General features: G+C 60.0%; 23 protein-coding genes. 21 read left to right on the top strand and 2 right to left on the bottom strand.

Features of this window, described 5'->3' with window-relative positions; genetic code table 11:
• Positions 1-5: 5 nt before the first annotated feature.
• From AC13Q5_RS09375 to ureG, 21 genes are all read left to right on the top strand, one after another.
• A complete protein-coding gene (locus tag AC13Q5_RS09375) occupies positions 6-560 on the top strand; it encodes a sarcosine oxidase subunit gamma (RefSeq protein ID WP_488501497.1) in 555 nt (184 codons plus the stop codon).
• 219 nt (positions 561-779) lie between these two features.
• Positions 780-3,206 (top strand): GcvT family protein, encoded by a 2,427-nt coding sequence (locus AC13Q5_RS09370; RefSeq protein WP_488501496.1) that lies wholly within the window; start codon positions 780-782, stop codon positions 3,204-3,206.
• A gap of 307 nt (positions 3,207-3,513) precedes the next feature.
• Positions 3,514-4,416: a branched-chain amino acid ABC transporter permease gene (locus AC13Q5_RS09365; RefSeq protein WP_075851394.1), complete on the top strand. Its 903-nt coding sequence runs from the start codon at positions 3,514-3,516 to the stop codon at positions 4,414-4,416.
• A 4-nt stretch (positions 4,417-4,420) separates the two neighbouring features.
• Entirely contained in the window at positions 4,421-5,812 is a 1,392-nt protein-coding gene (gene livM, locus AC13Q5_RS09360) for a high-affinity branched-chain amino acid ABC transporter permease LivM (protein WP_075851392.1), read from the top strand.
• A complete protein-coding gene (locus tag AC13Q5_RS09355; protein ID WP_075851391.1) occupies positions 5,812-6,684 on the top strand; it encodes an ABC transporter ATP-binding protein in 873 nt (290 codons plus the stop codon). Before livM ends, AC13Q5_RS09355 begins: the two co-directional genes overlap by 1 nt.
• Positions 6,684-7,412, top strand: coding sequence for an ABC transporter ATP-binding protein (locus AC13Q5_RS09350; protein WP_069611708.1), 729 nt, complete (start codon positions 6,684-6,686; stop codon positions 7,410-7,412). The genes AC13Q5_RS09355 and AC13Q5_RS09350 overlap by 1 nt, the downstream gene beginning before the upstream one ends.
• A gap of 24 nt (positions 7,413-7,436) precedes the next feature.
• Positions 7,437-7,790, top strand: a complete 354-nt coding sequence (locus AC13Q5_RS09345; RefSeq protein WP_075851390.1) for a DUF6867 family protein — start codon at positions 7,437-7,439, stop codon at positions 7,788-7,790.
• A 184-nt stretch (positions 7,791-7,974) separates the two neighbouring features.
• Positions 7,975-9,096 (top strand): branched-chain amino acid ABC transporter substrate-binding protein, encoded by a 1,122-nt coding sequence (locus AC13Q5_RS09340; RefSeq protein WP_075851389.1) that lies wholly within the window; start codon positions 7,975-7,977, stop codon positions 9,094-9,096.
• Between the two features lie 147 nt (positions 9,097-9,243).
• Positions 9,244-10,215, top strand: coding sequence for a 2-hydroxyacid dehydrogenase (locus AC13Q5_RS09335; RefSeq protein WP_488501495.1), 972 nt, complete (start codon positions 9,244-9,246; stop codon positions 10,213-10,215).
• A gap of 120 nt (positions 10,216-10,335) precedes the next feature.
• Positions 10,336-11,031, top strand: a complete 696-nt coding sequence (locus AC13Q5_RS09330; protein WP_488501494.1) for a class I SAM-dependent methyltransferase — start codon at positions 10,336-10,338, stop codon at positions 11,029-11,031.
• A 224-nt stretch (positions 11,032-11,255) separates the two neighbouring features.
• Positions 11,256-12,077 (top strand): urease accessory protein UreD, encoded by an 822-nt coding sequence (locus AC13Q5_RS09325; protein ID WP_488501493.1) that lies wholly within the window; start codon positions 11,256-11,258, stop codon positions 12,075-12,077.
• A gap of 141 nt (positions 12,078-12,218) precedes the next feature.
• Entirely contained in the window at positions 12,219-12,521 is a 303-nt protein-coding gene (locus AC13Q5_RS09320) for an urease subunit gamma (protein ID WP_034503828.1), read from the top strand.
• Between the two features lie 7 nt (positions 12,522-12,528).
• On the top strand, positions 12,529-12,783 hold the full coding sequence (locus AC13Q5_RS09315; protein WP_075851384.1) for a DUF1272 domain-containing protein: 255 nt from the start codon (positions 12,529-12,531) through the stop codon (positions 12,781-12,783).
• A gap of 10 nt (positions 12,784-12,793) precedes the next feature.
• A complete protein-coding gene (locus AC13Q5_RS09310; RefSeq protein ID WP_069611701.1) occupies positions 12,794-13,099 on the top strand; it encodes an urease subunit beta in 306 nt (101 codons plus the stop codon).
• A 21-nt stretch (positions 13,100-13,120) separates the two neighbouring features.
• Complete coding sequence (locus AC13Q5_RS09305; protein WP_457878402.1) at positions 13,121-13,552, top strand: lysozyme inhibitor LprI family protein; 432 nt, start codon at positions 13,121-13,123, stop codon at positions 13,550-13,552.
• A 17-nt stretch (positions 13,553-13,569) separates the two neighbouring features.
• Entirely contained in the window at positions 13,570-14,193 is a 624-nt protein-coding gene (locus AC13Q5_RS09300; RefSeq protein ID WP_457878414.1) for a Urease operon accessory protein, read from the top strand.
• 3 nt (positions 14,194-14,196) lie between these two features.
• The gene (gene ureC / locus AC13Q5_RS09295) at positions 14,197-15,909 is read left to right on the top strand and encodes an urease subunit alpha (RefSeq protein WP_075851381.1); all 1,713 of its coding nucleotides are present in this window, start codon (positions 14,197-14,199) and stop codon (positions 15,907-15,909) included.
• Between the two features lie 285 nt (positions 15,910-16,194).
• On the top strand, positions 16,195-17,055 hold the full coding sequence (locus AC13Q5_RS09290; protein WP_488501492.1) for a GGDEF domain-containing protein: 861 nt from the start codon (positions 16,195-16,197) through the stop codon (positions 17,053-17,055).
• 78 nt (positions 17,056-17,133) lie between these two features.
• Positions 17,134-17,637 carry an urease accessory protein UreE gene (ureE, locus tag AC13Q5_RS09285; protein ID WP_488501491.1) on the top strand — a complete coding sequence of 168 codons (504 nt, stop codon included), beginning with the start codon at positions 17,134-17,136 and terminating at the stop codon, positions 17,635-17,637.
• A 6-nt stretch (positions 17,638-17,643) separates the two neighbouring features.
• Entirely contained in the window at positions 17,644-18,330 is a 687-nt protein-coding gene (locus AC13Q5_RS09280) for an urease accessory protein UreF (RefSeq protein WP_488501490.1), read from the top strand.
• Positions 18,331-18,526: 196 nt separating this feature from the next.
• A complete protein-coding gene (gene ureG / locus AC13Q5_RS09275) occupies positions 18,527-19,138 on the top strand; it encodes an urease accessory protein UreG (protein WP_075851373.1) in 612 nt (203 codons plus the stop codon).
• 36 nt (positions 19,139-19,174) lie between these two features.
• Here the strand turns inward: ureG and AC13Q5_RS09270 are convergent, their stop codons facing one another.
• Positions 19,175-22,495, bottom strand: coding sequence for an efflux RND transporter permease subunit (locus tag AC13Q5_RS09270; protein WP_488501489.1), 3,321 nt, complete (start codon positions 22,493-22,495; stop codon positions 19,175-19,177).
• A gap of 14 nt (positions 22,496-22,509) precedes the next feature.
• Positions 22,510-23,700: an efflux RND transporter periplasmic adaptor subunit gene (locus AC13Q5_RS09265; protein ID WP_488501488.1), complete on the bottom strand. Its 1,191-nt coding sequence runs from the start codon at positions 23,698-23,700 to the stop codon at positions 22,510-22,512.
• Between the last annotated feature and the right edge of the window lie 265 nt (positions 23,701-23,965).

Here is a 23,965-nt window from a genome sequence, read left to right as displayed (position 1 = left end):
GATCGATGAGCGTCGCGTTTCAGAACAGGCATGTGCTGGAGGATCATATTTCCGGCTTCGAGGCTGCCGCCAATCCGAATCATCTCGCTGTCGTGCGCCGCCCGGCCATCTTCTCCGTGCTTGGCAGGGCGGGAGATCAGGACGACGTTCTGGCAAGCCTGAAGGCGTTGAAGGACGTATCGGTTCGCGATGCCGGACCTAGGGAATGGTTCGTTGTGTCGGAGACGCTCGGCGCCGATAGCGTGGCGCGGGATCTCTTCACGCTCGATCCGGCTCGTGCCTCCTTCTTCGAGCAGAGTGACGGTCGCGTACTGCTTTGCATTTCCGGCCCCAGTGTCCGTCGCATCCTCGCCAAATGCGTGGCCGTCGATCTGCACCCGAAGGTTTTTGCCGAGGGACAATCGGCCAATATGCTGTGCTGCCATGTCGGCGCCAATCTCGCGCGCACTGGCCCCGATCGCTTCGAAATCATCGTGCCGCGTTTCTATGCCGGCAGCGTGTTCGAGGAGATCATGGAGATGGGGCGGGAATTCGCTCTGACGGCCGGTTTCGCGGATTGAAAAGCCTGGCGCCGTCGGACCTTGGATGCCTTGCCGGACGGCTTGCCCTTCTGACGCCCGATGGCGCGATCCGAACAATTGCGATGGCGCAAACAGACATATCGGTTTCGCAGTTCGGGCTATTTGGCCTCCCGGATAGCCTCTAGGTTTCCTCTCAAATACGGCCGGTCGCGCGGGAAGACACCCGGCGGCTTCGTGCCGAAAACAGGGGATTCCCAGATGAAAAGCCATGCCAAGGTCGTCGTCATCGGTGGCGGTGTCGTCGGATGTTCGGTGCTCTATCACCTCACCAAGTTCGGCTGGACGGATGTGGTGCTGCTGGAGCGCTCAGAACTGACATCCGGCTCGACCTGGCATGCGGCCGGCGGCATGCATACGATCAACGGCGATCCGAATGTGGCCAAGCTGCAGAAATATACGGTCGAGCTCTACAAGGAGATCGAGGAATATTCCGGTCAGGACATTGGCCTGCACCTGACCTCCGGCTTGATGCTGGCCGCCACGCCGCAGCGCTTCGACTGGCTGAAGTCCATTCTCGCCAAGGGCCGCTACAATGGTCTTGAAGCGACGCTACTGACGCCGAAGGAAGCGCATGAGATGATGCCGCTTCTCGACCCCGATCAGTTCGTCGGCGCGCTTTACGATCCCGTCGAAGGCCATCTCGACCCCTATGGTACGACGCATGCCTATGCCCGCTCCGCCAAGAAGAACGGTGCCGAAATCTACCTTCACACCAAAGTGGAGGAACTGGTGCAGCGCGAGGATGGCTCCTGGCGCGTCATCACCAATCAGGGTGAGATCATCGCCGAACATGTCGTCAACGCCGCCGGTCTCTGGGCGCGCGAAGTCGGCCGCATGGTGGGGCTGGAACTGCCGGTGCTTGCGATGGAGCATATGTATCTGATCACCGAAGACATGCCCGAGGTCATCGACTTCAACAAGACCACGGGCAAGGAGCTGATGCACTGCGTCGACTTCGATGGCGAGATCTATCTGCGCCAGGAGCGGCAGGGCATGCTGATGGGCACCTATGAAAAGGCATGTCGCCCGTGGTCGCCGGTGACGACGCCCTGGGATTTCGGCCACGAGCTGCTGGCCGAGGACATCGAGCGCATCACGCCGGAGCTGGAAGTCGGCTTCCGCCACTTCCCGGCCTTTAACAATGCCGGCATCAAGCGGATCATCAACGGCCCGTTCACTTTCTCGCCGGATGGCAACCCGCTCGTCGGCCCCGTACGCGGCCTTCGCAACTACTGGTCGGCCTGCGCCGTCATGGCCGGCTTCAGTCAGGGCGGCGGTGTGGGTCTCGCGCTTGCCAACTGGATGATCTACGGCGATCCGGGCTTCGACGTCTTCGCCATGGACGTTTCCCGCTACGGCGACTATGCAACGCTCGCCTATACGAATGCCAAGGTGCGCGAGAACTATGCCCGCCGCTTCTCCATCCGTTATCCGAACGAAGAGCTGCCGGCCGCACGTCCGCTGCTGACCACGCCGATCTACGACAAGCTGAAGGAGGCCGGCGGCGTCTTTGGCGCCTACTACGGTTTGGAGCAAGCCCTGTGGTTCGCGCCGAAGGGTGAGGTCGATCAATTCTCCTGGCGCCGTTCCAACGATTTCGATGTCGTCGGCGCCGAAGCCAAGGCGGTGCGCGAGAGCGTTGGCCTGATGGAAACTTCGGGCTTTGCCAAATATTCGGTCAAGGGACCGGGCGCGGAAGCGTTTCTCGATAGGCTGCTGACCTGCCGTATCCCGGCGATCGGTCGCATGACGCTGGCGCCGATGCTGAAGCATGATGGTAAGCTCATCGGCGATTTCACGCTGGCGAAGTTCGGCGAGGGGGATTTCCTTCTCATCGGCTCCGGTATCGCCGAAGCCTACCATATGCGCTGGTTCGAAAGCCTTCTGCCGAAGGATGGCTCCGTTGAGCTCAAGGCCCTCGGCCTTTCGCTTCTTGGCCTTTCGATCGCCGGTCCGAATGCCCGCAAACTGCTGCAGAAATTGACCCACCAGGATCTCTCCACGGCTGCCTTCCCCTTCATGTCGATCCGCCGCATGGATATCGGCATGGCGCCCGCAATCGTCGGCCGCGTCTCCTATACGGGCGACCTCGGCTATGAAATCTGGATGAAGCCGGAGCATCAGCGCTACATTTTCGACCTTCTGATGGAGGAGGGGGCTGAATTCGGCATCCGGCTCTTTGGCCTGAGGGCGCTAAACGCACTGCGCCTCGACAAATCCTATGGCAGCTGGGCGCGCGAATACAGGCCGCTCTATGGGCCGTTCGAGGCTGGTCTCAACCGATTTGTGGCGCTGTCCAAGGAGGCCGATTTCATCGGCAAGGCGGCAGCCGCGAAGGAGAAGGCGGAAGGCGGCACGCTGCGTCTGCGCACTTTCATCTTGAGTGCAAGAGATGCCGACGTCATCGGTGATGAGCCGATCTATCACAACGGCGCGGTCTGCGGCTGGGTGACGTCAGGCGGCTATGCTCATGCTTCCGGTCTTTCCGTCGCCGTGGGCTACGTGCCGAAGGAAATCGCCGACGAGGCGCAGGGCTGGTCGATCGAATTGCTCGGCGAGCTTTTGCCGGCAAAGCTGCAGGCCGAGCCGCTGTTCGATGCGGATGGCGCCAGGATGCGCGCGTAAAGTCGCGGTCCAGACGACTATTATGGCGGGCCTGACGAGGCCCGTCTCTGACAAAAGCTCTTCAAAGCGCAGGCGTCGTTTGACGGTTTTGGCTAATTTTGAGCCACGACCTGCCGCTTTCGTGTCATTTTTGGTCGGATTCGCATCAGCGCACGGCGATTTGAAAAGAATTTGTCAATTTCTTGCCTTTTTGGCTTCACATTTCCTTCGAAACCAGTATGGAATCGCGGCCATAGGCCTCTAGAAGGAACCTAAAAAAGTAATAAGAGATGTGGTCGTATGACGCCGCATCCAGGGGAAATGATATATGGATTATTTTATCCAGCAGCTCTTAAACGGGCTGACTCTCGGGTCGATCTACGGCCTGATCGCCATTGGTTACACCATGGTTTACGGCATCATCGGCATGATCAATTTTGCCCACGGTGACGTTTTCATGCTTGGCGGCTTCGCCGCTCTCATCACCTATCTGGTCCTCGTTTCGCTCTTTGCCGGCCTGCCAGTTGCGATCATGCTGCTTGTCATGCTGATCGTTGCCATGCTGATGACGAGCCTGTGGAACTGGGTGATCGAGCGGGTGGCTTATCGGCCGCTGCGCGGTTCGTTCCGCCTCGCGCCGCTGATCACGGCGATCGGCATGTCGATCGTTCTGTCGAACTTCATTCAGGTCGCACAAGGCCCGCGCAACAAGCCGATCCCGACGCTTGTGGGTGATGTCTACAACTTCGGCGGCGTTTCGCTGTCCCTGAAGCAGATTATCATCTTCATCGTTACCGTCGTGTTGCTGGCCGCCTTCTGGTATATCGTCAACAAGACGGCGCTTGGGCGTGCTCAGCGGGCGACCGAACAGGACCGCAAGATGGCGGCGCTGCTCGGCATCAATGTCGATCGTACCATCTCGATCACCTTCATCATGGGTGCGGCATTGGCTGCCGTCGCCGGCACGATGTATCTGATGTATTATGGCGTCGCCAACTTCACGGACGGCTTCGTGCCGGGTGTCAAGGCCTTCACGGCTGCGGTTCTGGGCGGCATCGGCTCGCTTCCTGGCGCTGTTCTCGGCGGCCTGATGATCGGCTTCATCGAGTCGTTCTGGTCTGGCAATTTTCCCATCGCGTATAAGGATGTCGCGACATACGGCATCCTTGCTTTCGTTCTGATCTTCAAGCCGACGGGCATCCTCGGGCGGCCGGAAGTCGAAAAGGTATAACGCCATGGCAAATTCAAACTTCGTTGCAGGCAAGACCGCACCCGGCCTTGTCCAGAAGGGGATTACGGACGCCCTCTGGACCGCTGTCATCGCCTTCGGCATGTTCGTCCTCTATATCGGTCTCAAGACCGATCAGAACATGGACAACAAGCTGATCATCGTGCAGCGCTGGGGCCTTCTGGCGATCATCGTTGCAATCGCTGCCGTCGGCCGCTTTATCATGACGGTCTTCGTTCAGCCTTACCTGGCCGCGCGAAAGGCCGCCAAGGCCAAGGTGGTTGAGGTGGAGGGCGAACCCAGCTTCGCCGCCAGGCATTTCAACAAGATCGCGCTCGTGCTCCTGCTCATCTATCCGTTGGCGGCAGTGGCGATCTTGGGTCCGCAGGGGTCGCTGACCTATGTCGACAATTTCGGCATTCAGATCCTCATCTACGTGATGCTCGCCTGGGGTCTGAACATCGTCGTCGGCCTCGCCGGCCTGCTCGACCTCGGTTATGTCGCCTTCTACGCGGTCGGTGCCTATTCCTACGCGCTGTTATCGATGCATTTCGGCCTGTCCTTCTGGCTGCTTCTGCCGATATCGGGCCTTCTTGCAGGGCTCTGGGGCATGATCCTGGGCTTTCCGGTCCTGCGTCTGCGAGGTGACTATCTGGCGATCGTCACGCTGGCCTTCGGCGAAATCATCCGCATCGTGCTGACCAACTGGACCGATGTGACGCAGGGCAGCTTCGGCATCTCCAACATCACCAAGGCGTCGCTGTTCGGCATCTATACCTTCGATATGAAGGATCCGCACAACTTCGTCCGTAGCTTCGGCCTGCCGATCTCGTCGGCCTGGTACAAGATTTTCCTGTTCTACGTCATCTTGTTGCTCTGCATGCTGACCGCCTATGTCACCATCAGGCTGCGCCGCATGCCGATCGGACGTGCGTGGGAAGCGCTGCGCGAGGATGAAATCGCCTGCCGTTCGCTCGGCATCAATACGGTGACGACGAAGCTCACGGCTTTTGCCACCGGCGCGATGTTCGGCGGCTTTGCCGGCTCCTTCTTTGCGGCACGCCAGGGCTTCGTTTCGCCGGAATCCTTCGTGTTCCTCGAATCCGCCGTGATCCTGGCGATCGTCGTTCTCGGTGGCATGGGGTCGCTGAAGGGCATCGCGATTGCCGCAATTGCCATGGTCGGCGGCACCGAGCTGCTGCGCGACATGGATTTCCTCAAGCTGTTCTTCGGTCAGGATTTTACGCCGGAACTCTACCGCATGCTGATCTTCGGCCTTGCCATGGTGGTCGTAATGATCTTCAAGCCGCGCGGCTTCGTCGGTACGCGTGAGCCGACCGCGTTCCTCAAGGAGCGAAAAGCGGTCTCCGGCAGCTTTACCAAGGAGGGCCACGGCTGATGAACGCTGTGACCGCAACCCCCAACGACATCCTGCTGAAGGTCGATCACCTGTCGATGAAGTTCGGCGGCCTGATGGCGATCAACGACTTCTCCTTCGAGGCGAAGCGCGGCGACATCACGGCGCTTATCGGCCCGAACGGCGCCGGCAAGACCACCGTGTTCAACTGCATCACCGGCTTCTACAAGCCGACGATGGGTATGATTACCCTCCATCAGAAGGCCGGCAAGGAATACCTCCTGGAGCGGCTTCCGGATTTCCGGATCACGCGCGAAGCGAAGGTTGCACGTACCTTCCAGAACATTCGCCTGTTTTCCGGTCTTACCGTGCTCGAGAACCTGCTGGTCGCGCAGCACAACAAGCTGATGCGCGCCTCCGGCTACACGATCCTCGGTCTGCTTGGCGTAGGCCCTTATCGGAGCGAGGCGAAGAACGCGATCGAGCTGGCGCGCTTCTGGCTGGAAAAGGCTGATCTCATCGATCGCGCCGACGATCCCGCCGGCGACCTTCCTTATGGAGCGCAACGCCGCCTGGAAATTGCTCGCGCCATGTGCACGGGTCCGGAACTTCTTTGCCTGGACGAGCCGGCCGCCGGTCTCAATCCTCGCGAGTCTCTGGTCCTTAACGAATTCCTTCGCAGCATCCGCAAGGACATCGGCACATCGATCCTGCTGATCGAACACGACATGTCCGTGGTCATGGAAATTTCCGACCATGTCATCGTGCTCGAATATGGGCAGAAGATCGCCGATGGCACGCCGGATGAGGTCAAGAACGATCCTCGCGTGATCGCCGCCTATCTGGGCGTCGAGGATGAGGAAGTGGAAGAGGTGATTGCCGAAGTCGAACACCTCCAAGAGGGTGAACATTGATGGCGGGGCAACCACTTCTGAAAGTCGCGGGTGTCGAAACCTATTACGGCAACATCCGCGCCCTTGCCGGTGTCGATATCGAAGTCAACAGCGGCGAGATTGTCAGCCTGATCGGTGCCAACGGCGCCGGTAAATCGACGCTGATGATGACAATCTGCGGCAGCCCACAGGCGCGCACCGGCTCGGTCACCTTCGACGGCCGCGATATCACGCGCATGCCGACGCATGAGATTGCCCGCCTCCGCATCGCGCAGTCGCCCGAGGGTCGGCGTATCTTTCCGCGCATGACCGTCTACGAAAACCTGCAGATGGGCGCGAGCCTCGACAAGCTCAAATATTTCAACGAGGACGTCGAGAAGATCTTCACGCTCTTCCCGCGTCTGAAGGAACGCCAGTCGCAGCGCGGCGGAACGCTTTCGGGCGGCGAGCAGCAGATGCTGTCGATCGGCCGCGCGCTGATGGCGCGTCCCAAGCTGCTGCTTCTGGACGAGCCGTCGCTCGGTCTCGCGCCGTTGATCGTCAAGGGCATTTTCGAGGCGATCAAGGTCCTGAACCAGACCCAGGGGCTGACCGTGTTCCTCGTCGAGCAGAACGCCTTTGCAGCGCTGAAGCTTTCCGACCGCGCCTATGTGATGGTCAACGGCCGGGTGACGATGAGCGGTTCCGGCAAGGAACTGCTTGCCAATCCGGAAGTGCGCGCCGCCTATCTCGAAGGCGGACATCATTGAGTTTCGTTTCGCGGAGAATTTGAGATGCAGGGACTTCTCTTCGACACCGATACCGGCGGCCGCATGGTCATCCGCGCTGTCATCGTCATCCTCGGTTTCTGGACCGCATGGCGCGCTGGCCGCGCCGTCGCGTCCAACTGGGAAACCTATCCGCTTGTCGTCATCTATAGCTTTCTGATCGGCCTTGGCCTGCAGTTTCTGCACCATGCGCTGTTCAATGGCCCGGTGTTCGACGTCACCATCTACATCATCGATGTCGCGCTTCTACTGATCTTTGCGACGGCAGGATACCGGTATCGACGTACCGATCAGATGGTGAATAATTATTATTGGCTCTATGAAAAGACCTCGGCCTTTTCTTGGAAGAAGAAGAATTGACAGTGCGCCTAAACTAGGCACAGTCTGCGTACAACCAAGAGCGTCACCCAGCCCATAAAAACAGACGGGAACGGGCCGGGTCATGCTTCCAGAGTTCGAAATGTAAGCGTTACCGGCGTGATGATTGGTGGGTATCGCGCAGGGCAGATCAAACGGAACCCGCTTAAAAATTGGGAGTAATAATATGAAGAAGTATCTTCTGTCGGCGGTGGCTTTGTCGGCGATGATCGCTTTTGGCGGCGTTGCGAAGGCCGACATCATTGTTGGCGTTGGCGGTCCGTTGACGGGCCCGAATGCTGCGTTTGGCGCGCAGCTTCAGAAGGGTGCAGAGCAGGCAGCTGCTGACATCAATGCGGCAGGTGGCATCAACGGGGAAAAGATCAAGATCGAACTCGGCGACGATGTCTCCGATGCCAAGCAGGGCGTTTCGGTTGCCAACAAGTTCGTCGCTGACGGCGTCAAGTTCGTTGTCGGTCACTTCAACTCGGGTGTTTCCATTCCGGCTTCGGAAGTTTACGCTGAAAACGGCATCCTGCAGATCACTCCCGCTTCGACCAACCCGCAGTTCACCGAGCGCGGTCTGTGGAACACCTTCCGTACTTGCGGTCGCGACGACCAGCAGGGCGAGGTTGCCGGCAAGTATATCGCCGACAATTTCAAGGGCGCCAAGGTTGCCGTCGTTCATGACAAGACCCCGTATGGCCAGGGTCTTGCCGACGAAACCAAGAAGAACCTCAACGCCGACGGCGTGAAGGAAGTTCTTTATGAAGGCATCACCCCCGGCGACAAGGACTACTCGGCTCTCATCGCCAAGATGAAGCAGGCTGGCGTCGACTTCGTCTACTACGGCGGTTTGCACACCGAAGCCGGCCTTATCATGCGCCAGATGGCCGACCAGGGCGTGAAGGCTCACTTCATGTCGGGTGACGGTATCGTTTCGAACGAGTTGGCTTCGATCGCCGGCGACGCCGTCGACGGTACGTTGATGACCTTCGCTCCGGACCCGCGCAAGAACCCGGCTTCTGCCGATCTCGTTGCCAAGTTCCGTGCTGCCGGCTATGAGCCGGAAGGCTATACGCTGTACTCCTACTCTGCCCTGCAGGTCATCGCTGCTGCTGCCAAGGCTGCCGGCTCCAACGACCCCATGGCCGTTGCCGACGCAATTAAGGCAAAGGGTCCGTTCAAGACGGCTATCGGCGACCTCGGCTTCAACGCCAAGGGCGACATCACCCGTCCGGACTACGTCATGTACAAGTGGTCCAAGGGTTCCGACGGCAAGTACAACTACGCCGAAATCGCGAAGTAAGCTTTGCGATGCCGGTTTTCCGGCATAGGCAAAATCTGGGAAGCCCGGCCATTGGTCGGGCTTTTTCATATTCGCGATAGCGGTTCGCCATTTCCTTCACGCCGAAGCTGCTTTAAGTCTCGCCTGTATCGGCAGGAGGATCGCAGCATGAACAAACCCCGTATTCTCGTGACCCGACGCTGGCCATCGGCGGTCGAGGCGGTGCTTTCGGAGCGTTTCGACACCACTCTGAACCAGGATGACGAGGCGCTCGATGCCGGGCAGCTGCGCGAGGCGCTGCTTACCCATGATGCCGTTCTGCCGACCGTTTCCGATAGACTTCCGGCCGCGCTCTTCGAGGGAGAGGTGATCCGCGCGAAGATCCTCGGCAATTTCGGCGTCGGCTTCAATCACATCGATATCAAGGCTGCCAAGGAAAAGGGCGTGGTCGTCACCAACACGCCTGGCGTGCTGACGGACTGCACGGCCGATATCGCCATGCTGCTGCTTCTTTCGGTTGCCCGGCGCGGCGGCGAAGGCGAGCGCGAAGTGCGGGCCGGTGCATGGACCGGCTGGCGACCCACGCACCTCGTTGGTACCAAAGTGACGGGCAAGACCGTCGGCATTATCGGTTTTGGCCGTATCGGTCGGGCCTTCGCGCAGCGCTGTCACTTCGGCTTCGGCATGGATGTCGTCTTCTACAATCGCTCCGCCATCGATCCCATGGAAGCCGCACGCTATGGCGCCGTGCAATTGCAGACGGTCGAGGATGTTCTGGAAATTGCTGATTTCGTCTCATTGCATTGCCCTGGAGGAGCCGAGAACCGCCATCTGATGAATGCGGATCGCTTTGCCGCCATGAAGCCCGGCGCCTTCCTGATCAATACTGCAAGGGGTGATGTCGTCGACGAGACGGCGCTGATATCAGCATTGGAGCAGGGAACGATCCGCGGCGCCGGTCTCGATGTCTACGAGGCGGAGCCGCATCTTCCCGAGCGGTTGCGGGCAATGGACAATGTCGTGCTTCTGCCGCACCTCGGCAGTGCCACGGAGGAGACGCGCACGGCCATGGGCATGAAGGTGGTGGACAATGTCACCGCCTTCTTTGCCGGACAAGAGCCGCCGGATCGTGTGGCTTAGGCGGGAAAGCAGGGGTATCGATTGTGATACGACGTCGCTGAAGAGACGCGTATCCATAGGGTGAAGGCGTCAACCATTTAAAGTGCTGCTGTGTGTGCCGTTTTCCGGCAAGGAGGGACAGTGTCTGAGAATGACTATGATGCGTTCGCAGCCGCCTATCAGACCGACAACGAGAACAATGCCTGGAATGCCTATTGCGAGCGGCCGGCAATTCTCTCGCTCGCCGGCGACGTTGCCGGATTTCGCGTTCTCGATGCGGGTTGTGGAGGCGGGGCTCATGCTGCCGCTCTCGTCGATCGGGGAGCGATCCTGACCGGTGTCGATGCGAGCGCGGGCTTGCTCGAAATCGCGCGGCATTGCCTGGAAGGGCGGGCGCGATTCTTGCTGGCGGATTTGAACGAGCGCTTACCTTTCGAAAACGGCGCCTTCGATTTGGTCATGGCCTCATTGGTCATGCATTACCTGCGCGATTGGTCGCGGCCTCTTTCGGAGTTCAGGCGCGTCCTGTCCGATGGCGGCCGCCTGATTTTTTCGACGCATCACCCGTTCATGGATCATGATCCGGCCAGCGGTGAAAGCTATTTCGAGACCTATAATTTCAGCGAGACGTGGCGCCGTGGCGGCAAGGACATCACCATGCGATTTTGGCACCGGCCGCTGCATGCCATGTTCGATGCGCTGAAATCGGCCGGGTTTCGGATCGATGTCGTGAGCGAACCGCGGCCGGATCCCAAGGTTAGCACTCTTTTCCCGGAAGCCTACAAGAGCCTGACGACCAAGCCACGTTTCCTCTTCTTCTCGGCGGTGAAAGGGTAATACGCTTCACAGGTAGAGCTTTCCACAGATCTGCTTCTGATACCTGTTCGGCTCACTGAAGCCCACTGCCTTTCTTTTCGGCGTTTGACGAAAAATGCGGCTGATGTGGCCAGCGTCAGGCCGATGTTGCGGGAGATCACATAAGGCACAGGAATTGCTTGCATTTATTCCTTGCCGGGCTTCAATGTCCGGGCTTTGGCATGATGTGATATGTGGAGAGGCTGATGGCAATGACGGCGGCAGGCACGAGACCGCAGAGGGCGCGAGGTCGCGGCCATCTGGCGGCGAAGTCGCTTGGCGGCTGCACGCGTCTGGCTGAGCTCTTTCAGGAAGGGGCGGCCAAGATCAGGCTGCCGGAAACCTTCGATCATTCCATGGAGGCAGTCATCATTAACACCGCCGGCGGTCTGACGGGCGGCGACCGGATGGACTGGAGCATTGCCGCCGCGCCGGGCACGCGCATCGATGTGACGACACAGGCCTGCGAGAAGATCTACAAGGCCTCCGCCGGGACGGCGGAGGTTGAGACGTCCATCAAGGTCGGTAGTGGCGCGCGCGTCGATTGGCTGCCGCAGGAGACTATCCTGTTCGATCGCGCCTCGCTTTCGCGTGCGTTGAATGTCGAGCTTGACGACGCGGCCGAATTCCTTGCCGTCGAGGCGATCCTTCTCGGGCGGAAAGCCATGGGCGAGGCAATGGAGCGGGGGCTGTTTCGCGATCGCTGGCGTATCCGTCGCGGCGGACGGCTGGTTCATGCCGAGGAGTTGCGGCTGGATGGTGATGTGGCCGCATTGACGGCGAAAATGGCGGTGCTTGACGGTCAGGTGGCCTTTGCGACCTTGCTCTATGTCGGTCCGCTGGCCGAAACCTATCTCGGCCGGATCAGGCCGCTCCTTGAAGCACATATGGGAGGCGCCAGCCACTGGGGCGAGAAGCTCGTCGTGCGTCTGGTTGCTGCCGACGGTTTCGCGCTCAGAAAAATCCTCATTCCGATCATTTCCGCCTTGCGCAACGGAGCGCCTGTGCCGAAAGTCTGGAACCTATAGTCTCCGGAGCCGGATGATTTTAGGCCTGCTTGACTAAAATCATCCGGCTCCAAAATCAAAGAAGTAGAGCATGATGCTGTCCGAAATCCCCTGACACTTTTCGGCATCATGCTCTGACAACAGCAATCACATAGGTAGGCGATGAACCTTACTCCGAGAGAAAAAGACAAGCTGCTGATTTCCATGGCGGCGATGGTGGCGCGGCGGCGGCTGGAACGCGGCGTCAAGCTCAATCATCCCGAAGCCATTGCGCTGATCACGGACTTCGTGGTCGAAGGCGCGCGGGACGGCCGCCCGGTTGCCGAGCTCATGGAGGCCGGTGCCCATGTCATCACGCGCGATCAGGTGATGGAAGGCATTGCCGAGATGATCCATGATGTTCAGGTCGAGGCGACATTTCCCGACGGCACCAAGCTCGTGACCGTCCACGAACCCATCCGGTGAGGTTGCCATGCTGGAGCTGAGGCCCAATTGCGAATGCTGCGACAGGAATTTGCCGCCGGAGAGCAAGGAAGCGATGATCTGCACCTTCGAGTGCACGTTCTGCGCCGATTGTGTCGATACCGTATTGAGCGGCGTCTGCCCGAATTGCGGCGGTGATTTCGTCCAGCGCCCCATCCGTCCAGCAGCCTTGCTTGCCAAATATCCCGCTTCGACCAAGCGTGTTCTGAAAGCTGAGGGATGTGCGCCCGTTCGGGCCGCATGAGGAGAAAACCATGATCCCAGGTGAAATCATCGCCGCAGGCGGCGACATCGAACTCAATGCCGGAGCGCCGACCGTGACGCTCGAGGTTTCCAATACCGGCGATCGGCCAGTTCAGGTCGGAAGCCATTATCACTTTGCCGAGACCAATGCCGGGCTTTCATTCGACCGCGACAAGGCAAGGGGCATGCGGCTCGACATTCCCGCCGGAACCGCCGTGCGTTTCGAGCCAGGACAGACACGCTCGGTCACGCTGATCCCGCTATCGGGCAAGCGCGAAGTCTACGGCTTCCGTCAGCAGGTCATGGGCAAGCTGTAGCCTTTGGGGGATTTGATGTTGATGAAATTGCTTGTACCCGCTGCGGCTCTCGCTGCAGCCTTGATCTGTAATCCTGCCTTCGCGCAGAACAATCCGGATGAACCGAAGATCGATTGCGCCAAAGCGGAGGCGCAGACGGACCTGAATATTTGCGCCGCGCTTGATTTCGACACGGCCGACAAGGCGCTGAACGCGCAATACAAGAAGACACGCGCGGCGATGGTTGCCATCGATGCGGATCTCGACAACGACATGAAGGGCGCCGAAAAGGCACTTATCAAGGCGCAGCGTGCCTGGGTGGATTATCGAGACGGCGAGTGCGAGGCGCAAGGATTTCAGGCACGTGGCGGCTCGATGGAGCCGATGCTCGTTTCCGGCTGCAAAGCTGATTTGACCAAGACGCGAACCAAGGAACTGAAGGACCTCGCCGATGGACCGGAGGGCAATCAGTGAGTTCCAGGCGCAGCGTGATGATCGTCGGGAATGGTGAGGTTGCGGCAGGTGCCGCAGCTGTCATCGATGCCGCCGATCTCGTGATCCGTTTCAACGATTGCCGCTCGATGGGGGCCGGCGGCAGCCGGACCGATGTCGTTGCCGTTTGCAACACCGGCCGGCCGGCGCGCGCCATGCTCGGTTCGGCCGAGTGGCGCAAGAGCCCTGCCGTTGCTTCCGCATCCGAGATCTGGAGCGTGCGTGATCCGATCAAATTCGCGGCGCTGCGTGCGCCGCTGGCGATCTCACATCCAGAGCTGGACGATTTCTGCGACGATTATACCGACCAGTTCACCGCCTTCTGTCAGGCAACCGGCAAGCAGCATGTCGTGATCGGTCAATCCATTCACGAAGGTGTCGATGCGGCACTCGCAGAGCATGATCCCGGCTCCTACGTGGTGCCGAGCAGCGGCCTGATCGTGATTGCCGAGGTGATGGCGCGCCATCCCGACGACGATATCGCTATTACCGGCTTCAGCCACACCGGCTGGGAAGAGCATCCCTTTGCCGCCGAGAAACGGCTGGTAGACGCCTACATATCCCTCGGCCGCCTGAGGCGACTTGCCGACACGAACCTCCTCTCTGCCTCCCAAGGAGATTGATTGATGCCCTACAGGATTTCTCGCGCCGCTTATGCCAGCATGTTCGGACCGACCGTCGGCGACAAAGTGCGTCTGGCCGATACCGAATTGTTCATCGAGGTGGAGAAGGATTTCACCACCTATGGCGAGGAGGTGAAGTTCGGCGGCGGCAAGGTCATTCGCGATGGTATGGGTCAGAGCCAGGTGACGCGGGCAAATGGTGCCGTCGATACTGTCATCACCAATGCGTTGATCCTCGATCATTGGGGGATCGTGAAGGCAGATATCGGCTTGAAGGATGGCCGCATCGTCGCGATCGGCAAGGCCGGCAATCCGGATACGCAACCCGATGTCAACATCATCGTCGGGCCGGGCACGGAAGCGATTGCAGGTGAGGGCAAGATCGTGACCGCCGGCGGCATGGATAGCCATATCCATTTCATCTGCCCGCAGCAGATCGAGGAAGCCCTGATGTCGGGCATGACAACCATGCTCGGCGGCGGTACCGGACCGGCACACGGGACGCTGGCGACGACCTGCACGCCGGGACCCTGGCATCTGGCGCGCATGATCGAATCCTTCGATGCCTTTCCGATGAATATCGGCCTGTCGGCCAAGGGCAATGCGTCCGTTCCCGCAGCCCTGGAAGAGATGGTGCTCGGCGGTGCCTGCTCGCTCAAGCTGCACGAGGATTGGGGCACGACGCCGGCGGCGATTGATTGCTGCCTCAGCGTTGCCGACGAATACGACGTGCAGGTGATGATCCACACGGATACGTTGAATGAAAGCGGTTTCGTCGAAGATACGATCGGCGCCATCAAGGGTCGCACGATCCATGCCTTCCACACGGAAGGGGCGGGTGGCGGCCATGCGCCCGACATTATCAAGATCTGCGGCCAGTCGAACGTCATTCCATCTTCGACCAACCCGACGCGGCCCTATACGGTTAATACGATCGCCGAACATCTGGACATGCTGATGGTCTGCCATCACCTGTCGCCCTCCATTCCCGAGGATATCGCCTTTGCCGAAAGCCGCATCCGCAAGGAGACGATCGCGGCGGAGGATATTCTCCACGATATCGGCGCCTTCTCGATCATTTCATCCGACAGCCAGGCGATGGGCCGTGTCGGCGAAGTGGCGATCCGCACCTGGCAGACCGCCGACAAGATGAAGCGCCAGCGCGGCCGCCTGGCACAGGAGACCGGCGACAACGACAATTTCCGTGCGAAGCGCTACATCGCTAAATATACGATCAACCCGGCCATTGCGCACGGCGTCAGCCATGAGGTCGGTTCGATCGAAGTCGGGAAGCGTGCCGATCTGGTACTCTGGAATCCGGCCTTCTTCGGTGTGAAGCCGGAAATGGTTTTGCTTGGTGGCTCCATTGCGGCTGCTCCCATGGGCGACCCGAATGCCTCCATCCCGACGCCGCAGCCGATGCATTACCGGCCGATGTTCGGCGCCTATGGCAAAAACCGGACGAATTCCTCGGTGACGTTCGTTTCGCAGGCCGCTTTTGATGCCGGGCTTGCCGGCAAGCTCGGTATCGCCAAGACGCTGCTGCCCGTCAGGAACACGCGTGGCGGCATTTCCAAGGCATCGATGATCCACAACAGCCTGACGCCGCATATCGAGGTGGACCCCGAAACCTATGAAGTGCGGGCCGACGGCGAGCTCCTGACCTGCGAACCGGCGACGCTTCTGCCGATGGCGCAACGCTACTTCCTCTTCTGAGGGCGTTTCACGGCGCAATGATCGGCCCAATCGGCTGCACATGTAAAAGCCCCGGTTTTACCGGGGTTTTCTTATGCCGTGCACCGAATACAGCATTATCGAAGCAACGATGCAGCAGGGCTGAGGTTAGACCTCACTGTTGCAATTCAGCTTTTTCGGGTGGGCGCCGTTGGCTGTTCACAACTTGGGAAATGCATCGCATTTTAATTGTTACATTAAAGACCTGGAAGCGTCTTCACCCCTATCTCACATGATCGAAATAGTGGGCTGAGGAAGGTGAATCGCATGAAGCACTGGATTTCGCTGCAGGCCGAACTCGGTAGTTTTCAGCAGCGACGTGCGATTTTTATTTTCGCGCTTAAGATGAGTTTCGTCGCGGTCATCATGTCGCTGGGGATCATCCTGGTGCTGCTTTTTGTGCTGCAATGGCTCGATCTTCTACCGCTGCCGATCTTTGAGGCGATGCGCTTTGGTGTTCTGCTGGCATGGATCATCGGAGGCACCGTGTCCGGCGCGCTCGCGGTGCTGGCAGGCTTTTCCATCCATAGGCTCGCGGTTTCCCGTGCCGAGTTCGAGCGGTTGAGCCGCACCGATATGCTGTCCGGTCTGCTCAATCGCCGTGCCTTTACCGAGGCGTTGAATATGGCGGGAGACGGTGCTTCGCTGGCGATTTTCGACCTGGATCGGTTCAAGACGATCAACGATCGTTTCGGGCATGCATCCGGTGATGCGGTAATCGTTGCCGTATCGCGGCTATTTTCCGATGCCTTCACCGGAGAAGACGTGATTGCAAGGCTTGGTGGCGAGGAGTTCGGCGTCATCATCCATGGCGGCGATACGGCCGAGCACATCGCGCGTGTTGAGGAAATCAAGGAGCAGATCGCCGAACATCCGATCGCCATTGAAGGCGGGTCGGTGAAGATCACCATTTCCGCCGGGATTGCCGACATCGGCAAGGATCGCAAGACGGAAGCGGTCTACGCCGCTGCCGACAAGGCGCTTTATCTTGCCAAGACGCTCGGCCGCAACCGCGTCATGCACGAGCGCGAGCGGCTGTCGCAAGTCTGGCATCGCTGCGCCACCGAACACGAGCAGGAGGCGACGACAGATGTCAGGGAGTTGCAACGCTACGTGCAGCGGATGTGAGGCTGCCGCGCATCATTGATGCTTGCGCGGGAGTCGACTATTTTGCATGGTCTGAAAAAGTATTTATTTGGAACAGCCATGCTACGTGTCACCTCTTATCTGCCGGCCGGCACCCCTTCCTCCAATCCGATCGATCGCGTCGTGCTGCCGCATGATCTCAGGCATCTGCGCCGCAAGCTGCTGCATCTCGAAAATGGCGAGATGGTCATGCTCGATCTCAAGGAGCCGGTGCTATTTGCTAGCGGCGATCTGCTGGTGCGCGAGGATGGCGAGCTGATCGAGATCGTTGCGGCAGACGAAAAGCTTTTCGAGATTCGTCCGCGCGACCGCAGGCATCTGATCGAGCTTGCCTGGCATCTCGGCAACCGCCATCTTTCCGCGCAGATCGAGGACGAGCGCATTCTGATCCTGCGCGACCATGTGATCCGCTCCATGCTTGAGGGGCTGGGTGCGACGGTGACCGAAGTCAGCGAGCCTTTCCAGCCCGCGCGCGGCGCCTATCACTCCCATGGCGGTCATTCGCATGGCCACGACCATCATCATGACCATGGGCAAGATCATCATCACCACTCGCACGATTGAACCGTGATGATCGATAGGGCAGTTTCGGATAATGGCGATCTGCAGGCGCTCCTGCGGCTGATGGCCTGGTTGTCGCCGGCGTTTCCTGTGGGATCGTTCGCCTATTCCGGCGGTCTCGAGCGCGCTGTGCATGACAATCTGGTACGCGACAGCATCGGGCTCGAAGGCTGGATTTCCACGCTGATCCGGAACGGTTCGGTGTGGAATGATGCGGTGCTGCTGGTCGAGGCGCATCGGGCAAGCTCGGATATAAAGCGGCTTGCGGCCGTTGCAGAGCTTGCGGAGGCACTGGCCGGCTCGAAGGAGCGCCATAACGAAACCATGTTGCTTGGAGATGCCTTTCTCTCGGCAGCTGCCGCCTGGCCGCACGAGATCTTTTCCACGCTCCCGGCAAGAATGGCCTATCCGGTTGCGGTCGGCGTCATTGCCGGCGCACATGGCATTTCAGTGGAAAAGGCGGCTGCCGCCTTCCTGCACGCGCTGGCCTCGCAGATGGTATCTGCCGGCATTCGCCTTGGCGTCAGCGGGCAGAAAGATGGCGTTGCCGTCCTTGCGAGGCTGGAAGGTCTCTTTGCAGATGTTGCGCGACGGGCTGCCCAATCCAGCCTGGATGATCTTGGAGCTGCGACGGTGCAGGCGGATATTGCGAGCTTGCGCCATGAGATCCAGCGTACGCGGCTCTTCCGCTCATGATGCGTACGAAAATACTGCAACCGAGGCACCATCTACGTCATTCGCCGCTGTGCGGCGGTCGGGTGCTTCGCTATTCTAGAGCCATTCCGCTTTTCTTCGAAAGGCGAAAACGCTCTATCCCTTTACGCAATTCCGGACGGAAAACCGCTACGCACTTTTCCTGGAATTGCTCTGTTGCTTTATCGGAGTTGCGAGCATGAAATCGAGACATGGACCCTTGCGCGTCGGCATCGGCGGCCCGGTCGGTTCCGGCAAGACGGCATTGACGGAGAAACTGTGCAAGGCGATGCGTGACGATTATTCCGTCGCCGTTGTTACCAACGACATCTATACGACCGAGGACGCGGAAGCGCTGGTGCGCATGCAGGCATTGCCTTCGGATCGCATCGTCGGCGTCGAGACGGGTGGATGCCCTCATACGGCGATCCGCGAGGATGCGACGATCAATCTGCAGGCCATTGCCGGTCTGAACGAGCGGCTGCCCGATCTCGACGTTGTCTTCATCGAGTCCGGCGGCGACAATCTGGCCGCGACTTTCTCGCCCGATCTTGCCGATATCACCATCTATGTGATCTCGGTGTGCCAGGGGGAGGAAATCCCGCGCAAGGGCGGCCCCGGTATCACCAAATCCGACCTTCTGGTCATCAACAAGAAGGATCTGGCGCCCTTCGTCGAAGTGGATCTCGACGTGATGGACCGCGACGCTACGCGTATGCGCCAGGCGCGTCCCTTCGTCTTTTCCGACATGAAACGGGGCGAGGGCGTCAGCAAGATCGTCGATTTCCTGAAGGAACAGGGCGGCCTTTGAGCCGCCCAGTCGTTCATTTCATCCGCTAAAGCCGCTCTATTCTGCTGCGAAGGGCGGCAGCTTTAGGACATTCGTGCCCACGGGCCTGCTTCTGCCATCCTTGTTCTCGATGGCCTCAAGCCGCTCCTCCAGGCTGGTGAGCGATAGGCGGTTTTCATTGACGGCGACGGCAAGGCCTTCCTTCGTCACGACTTCATCATCCGCATCCTTCCTGCCGACAAGCCTGCCGAAGAGGAAGCCGAGCAGGCGGGACAGGTCGTCCATGATCAGGAAGAAGGACGGCACGACCACCAGGCTGAGCACGGTGGAAACGATGATGCCGCCGATGACAGCAATTGCCATCGGCGCGCGGAACGAGCCGCCTTCGCCGACACCCAGAGCCGATGGCAACATACCGGCGGACATGGCGATCGAGGTCATGATGATCGGGCGGGCACGCTTGCGGCCGGCTTCGACGACCGCTTCCAGCCGCGGCATGCCCTGGTGCATCATCTCGATGGCGAAATCGACGAGCAGGATGGCGTTCTTCGTGACGATACCCATCAGCATCAGGATGCCGATCATGACGGGCATGGACAGTGCGTTGCCGGTCAGGATCAGGGCCAGCGCCACGCCACCGATCGCCAGGGGCAGCGACAGCAGAATGGTGAAGGGCTGGATCACATCTTTGAACAGCAGGATCAGCACGGTCAGAACGAGCATGAGGCCGAGCAGCATCGCATTGCCGAAGCTCTGCTCCATTTCCTTCTGCACCTTGGTATCGCCGCTTTCGGCCAGATGCACGGTTGCCGGGATCTTGGCGTTGTTGACGATCTCGAGGAAGTGGTCGGACGCCGTATCCAGCGCCACGCCCTGCGGCAGGTCGGCGCCGATGGCGACGACACGGAAGCGGTTGTTGCGCTTGATGGAGGATAGGCCCTCCGAATAGTCGATGTCGGCGACGCTCGACAAGGGCACGGTGGTGCCCGTCGATGTCTTGATGCGCAGGGCACGGATCGCCGCCAGATCGCGGCGCATACCGAGCGAAGCCTGAACGCGGATTGGGATCTGACGATCGTCGAGCGAGATCTTCGCAAGCGAAGCGTCGATATCGCCGATGGTCGCCACGCGGATCGTGTCGGAGATCATCTGCGGCGTGATGCCGAGACGGGCCGCCTCGTCCTTGCGCGGATGGATCTGCAGTTCTGGGCGTGGCAGCGCGCCGTCGGCGCTGACATTGGCGAGCGCCGGATCAGTGCGCAGCTTGGCTTCCAGAATGCCGACCGCCTGGTTCAGATCCTTTTCGCTGCGCGAGAGGAAGTTATAGGTCAGGTCGCGGTCGCCGCGGTCGTTCAGTTTGGTGATGCGGACGTCGGGGATCGAGCGCAGCTTCGCGAAGACTTCCTTTTCGATTTCCCATTGCGGACGCACGCGGCCATGGACGGTGACCTTCGGCAGGTGAGGGCCGATGACGGGTAGCGAGCCGAGGACGTCGTTTACCAGCTTTTTCGCGAGCGACTGGTCGAGCTTGCCGAGCGTCAGCGTCACGGTTGCGCGGCGCAGCTCGAGATCACCCTTCGGTGAAGCGCCGCCGAGCACGAAGACGCTGTCGACGCCGTCGATATCCTTGACGCGGCGATAGATCTCGTTGGTGGCCTGTTCCGTATCATCGAGGCGGGCGTTCGGCGGCAGTTCGGCCGACAGAACGATGCGCGAGGAATCTTCCGGCGGAATGAAGCTGCCTGGGACGAACATGATGAGCGCGAAGACCGAAGCGACCGAGAAGGCGAAGGCGGCAATCAGCGTCGGATAGCGCGTGTACCAGCGTTTCGTCGTCGCCCGCACGAGCCAGCTGTAGCCACGCATGAAATGGCCGTCATTGTCATGATGGTCGTCGACGCCATCTTCGGCGCGCATCAGATAGGCGGCCATCATCGGGGTGATCAGGCGTGCCACAAGCAGCGAAAAGAACACCGAGAAGGCGACCGTCAGGCCGAACTGGATGAAGTATTGGCCCGGAATGCCCGGCATGAAGGAGACGGGCACGAAGACCGCGATGATGGTGAAGGTGGTCGCGATGACGGCGAGCCCGATTTCGTCGGCAGCATCGATGGCGGCGCGATAAGGCGTCTTGCCCATCTTGATGTGGCGGGCGATGTTCTCGATTTCGACGATGGCGTCGTCGACGAGGATGCCTGTTGCCAGCGTCAATGCCAGGAAGCTCACGAGGTTCAGCGAGAAGCCGATCTGGTTCATGATCCAGAATGTCGGGATCGCCGAGAGCGGCAGGGCAACCGCCGATATCAGCGTTGCCCGCCAGTTCCGCAGGAACAGGAACACTACGATGACAGCCAGTATGGCGCCTTCGATCAGCGTGTGCATCGCGGATTCGTAGTTGCCATAGGTGTAGTAGACGGCGTCGTCGATCTTCTCGATCGAGACGTTCGGGTTCTCTGCGCGTACCTTGTCGAGTGTATCGGCCACCAGCTGGGCGACGGTCACTTCGCTGGCCCCCTTGGCGCGGAATACACCGAAGGTGACGACGGGCGCGCTGTTGAAGCGTGAGAAGGACTTCGGCTCCTGGTAGGTATCCTTGATGGCGCCGAGATCGGAAAGCTTGACGAAGCGCCCGTTGGTCAGCGCGATCGTGGTGTCGGCGAGCTGAGCGACGTTGCGGGCATCGCCAAGCACGCGGATTGCCTGCTCGCTGCCGGCAACCTGGCCACGGCCGGAGCCGAGGTCGATATTGGTACTGCGCAGCTGCTGGCTCACCGAGAGCGCCGTTATGCCATAGGCATTGAGCTTGTTGGGGTCGAGCTCGATGCGCACCTCGCGGTCGGCACCGCCATAGCGGTCGACGCGGCCGATGCCGGCTTTGCCCTGCAGGGCGCGCTTGACCGTATCGTCCACGAACCAGGACAGCTCTTCGAGCGACATGTTCGGTGAGGAAACGGCGAAGCTCTGGATCGCCTGGCCGACCACATCGACCTTGGAGACGATGGGTTCGTCGATGGTCGACGGCAGGTTGCCACGGATGCGGTCTATGGCGTCCTTGGTATCCTGAACCGCCTGCGCCGTCGGCACTTCCAGGCGGAAAACGACGACGGTCTGCGATTGACCATCCGTGACGGTCGACTGGATTTCATCGATGCCATTGATGCTGGCGACGGCGTCTTCTATCTCCTTCGTCACCTGCATTTCCAGCTCGGCGGGCGAAGCGCCGCTCTGGGTCACGGTGACGTTGACGATGGGCACGTCGATGTTCGGAAAGCGGGTAATGGGCAGATTGAAGAAGGCGTGTGCGCCCACCACCATCAGCAGAAAGAAGCCGAGGAGCGGGGCGACCGGATTTCGGATGGACCAGGCGGAGAAGTTCATCTTGCCGTTCTCGCTCAGTTGGAAGCTTGCGACGCGTCGCGCACGGGCGTGATGTGGTCGCCGTCGCGAACATAGGCACCGGCCTTGGCGACGACCTCATCACCGGCTTTCAAACCCTTGACGATCTCGACGTAGCCTGCGTCCTGAATGCCGGTCTCGACACTCACGAACTTGACCACGCCGTTTTCAACCTTGCGGGCGGAAGAGCCGTTTTCCTCGCTGTTGACGGCCGTCAACGGCAGCGCGACGCCATCTTCCTGGCGAATGATGATCTCGGCGCTGCCATACATGCCGGCACGGGCCTTCTCGCCATCGTCGATCGTGATATGCACCGCGCCGAGGCGGGTGACGGAATCGACGATCGGGGCGACGAGACGAACGGTTCCGGCAAGCTTTTCGCGGCTGCCTGAAAGCGCGATCAAGGCCTTCTGTCCGGTCGAGATCCTGGTGATGTCGCTTTCGGAGGCATCGACCACCAGTTCGAGCTGGCTGTCGCGGATGATGGTGAAAAGTGGATCGCCATTGCCATTGGCGATGGCGCCGACGCGAGCGTTGCGCGAGGCGACGGTGCCTGCGACCGGCGTCTTGATGCCGGTGCGGGCAAGCTTGAGGTCGGTGTCGGCGATCTGGCTGTCGGTGACCTTGAGGTCGGCTTCGGCGACGGCGATTGCTTGCTCGGCGGAGATCACGCGCGCCTTGTTGGCGGCCGCCGATGCATTGGCCTGTTCGACTGAAGAGGTCGACATCGTGCCTTTGGCACCCATGGTGACGGCGCGGACACGCTGCAACTCGGCCTCTTCCGCGTTGGCGCGGGCTTCGGCGAGCTGTGCGTGCAGCTGTGCAAGGCTTGCCTCGCCCTTCGCCCGCGTTGCCTGCATCTGGCTTTTCTGCAGGATCAGCGCGTCATCGTTCAGCGTCGCGAGCGTGCTGTCCGCCGCGACCTTGTCGCCGACATCGGCGTTGAGCGACCGGATCGAGAGACCGTCCACCTGCGGCTGAATATAGACCTCCTCGACGGCCTTCACCGTGCCGGTCGCAACGACTTTGTCGGTGAGGTGGCGCATCGCGGCCGTGGTGATGACGATTGCGGGCAGGTTCTGCTTAGGTGTCGTAACCGCAGGCTGCTCCGCCTGGGCAGCGGGTGCGGCCAGCAGAGCAAGCAAGATTGCAGTCGTGCTCAGAAGTCTAAACGGCGTGTGGGCCATGCGTCCGGTTCCAGTTCGGCGTTTGGTCAATGGGATTTCGCTGTTGTCCGTCGCGAACACGGGGATCACTGCATGCGAGCCGGCTTCCCCGGCGGATTAACATCCGTCTGTCATGCCTGCAGGTTCCTCATCCTAAAATCGCTTCTGTACATGGGAACGGTTTTCAACTCTCGCAAGATCACGAGAAAATGATTTCGCGGGCATTTCTATCCTTCGCAACCCTGCGAAGCAATCACGGCATTGTGATGTCAGCATTCGAATAGTT

This window comes from Martinezella sp. CNPSo 3964 (genome assembly GCF_057784375.1).
This window is presented reverse-complemented; position numbering and strand designations above follow the sequence as displayed.

Bases quoted from the DNA above. Each gene is read 5' to 3' on its own strand.
- AC13Q5_RS09265 (WP_488501488.1), bottom strand. From the start codon at position 23,700: ATGGCCCACACGCCGTTTAGACTTCTGAGCACGACTGCAATCTTGCTT.
- AC13Q5_RS09310 (WP_069611701.1), top strand. From the start codon at position 12,794: ATGATCCCAGGTGAAATCATCGCCGCAGGCGGCGACATCGAACTCAAT.
- AC13Q5_RS09305 (WP_457878402.1), top strand. From the start codon at position 13,121: ATGAAATTGCTTGTACCCGCTGCGGCTCTCGCTGCAGCCTTGATCTGT.
- AC13Q5_RS09315 (WP_075851384.1), top strand. From the start codon at position 12,529: ATGCTGGAGCTGAGGCCCAATTGCGAATGCTGCGACAGGAATTTGCCG.
- AC13Q5_RS09270 (WP_488501489.1), bottom strand. From the start codon at position 22,495: ATGAACTTCTCCGCCTGGTCCATCCGAAATCCGGTCGCCCCGCTCCTC.
- AC13Q5_RS09350 (WP_069611708.1), top strand. From the start codon at position 6,684: ATGGCGGGGCAACCACTTCTGAAAGTCGCGGGTGTCGAAACCTATTAC.
- AC13Q5_RS09370 (WP_488501496.1), top strand. From the start codon at position 780: ATGAAAAGCCATGCCAAGGTCGTCGTCATCGGTGGCGGTGTCGTCGGA.
- AC13Q5_RS09345 (WP_075851390.1), top strand. From the start codon at position 7,437: ATGCAGGGACTTCTCTTCGACACCGATACCGGCGGCCGCATGGTCATC.
- AC13Q5_RS09290 (WP_488501492.1), top strand. From the start codon at position 16,195: ATGAAGCACTGGATTTCGCTGCAGGCCGAACTCGGTAGTTTTCAGCAG.
- ureG (WP_075851373.1), top strand. From the start codon at position 18,527: ATGAAATCGAGACATGGACCCTTGCGCGTCGGCATCGGCGGCCCGGTC.
- AC13Q5_RS09335 (WP_488501495.1), top strand. From the start codon at position 9,244: ATGAACAAACCCCGTATTCTCGTGACCCGACGCTGGCCATCGGCGGTC.
- ureE (WP_488501491.1), top strand. From the start codon at position 17,134: ATGCTACGTGTCACCTCTTATCTGCCGGCCGGCACCCCTTCCTCCAAT.
- AC13Q5_RS09355 (WP_075851391.1), top strand. From the start codon at position 5,812: ATGAACGCTGTGACCGCAACCCCCAACGACATCCTGCTGAAGGTCGAT.
- AC13Q5_RS09320 (WP_034503828.1), top strand. From the start codon at position 12,219: ATGAACCTTACTCCGAGAGAAAAAGACAAGCTGCTGATTTCCATGGCG.
- AC13Q5_RS09300 (WP_457878414.1), top strand. From the start codon at position 13,570: ATGATCGTCGGGAATGGTGAGGTTGCGGCAGGTGCCGCAGCTGTCATC.
- AC13Q5_RS09325 (WP_488501493.1), top strand. From the start codon at position 11,256: ATGGCAATGACGGCGGCAGGCACGAGACCGCAGAGGGCGCGAGGTCGC.
- AC13Q5_RS09280 (WP_488501490.1), top strand. From the start codon at position 17,644: ATGATCGATAGGGCAGTTTCGGATAATGGCGATCTGCAGGCGCTCCTG.
- ureC (WP_075851381.1), top strand. From the start codon at position 14,197: ATGCCCTACAGGATTTCTCGCGCCGCTTATGCCAGCATGTTCGGACCG.
- AC13Q5_RS09365 (WP_075851394.1), top strand. From the start codon at position 3,514: ATGGATTATTTTATCCAGCAGCTCTTAAACGGGCTGACTCTCGGGTCG.
- AC13Q5_RS09375 (WP_488501497.1), top strand. From the start codon at position 6: ATGAGCGTCGCGTTTCAGAACAGGCATGTGCTGGAGGATCATATTTCC.
- livM (WP_075851392.1), top strand. From the start codon at position 4,421: ATGGCAAATTCAAACTTCGTTGCAGGCAAGACCGCACCCGGCCTTGTC.
- AC13Q5_RS09340 (WP_075851389.1), top strand. From the start codon at position 7,975: ATGAAGAAGTATCTTCTGTCGGCGGTGGCTTTGTCGGCGATGATCGCT.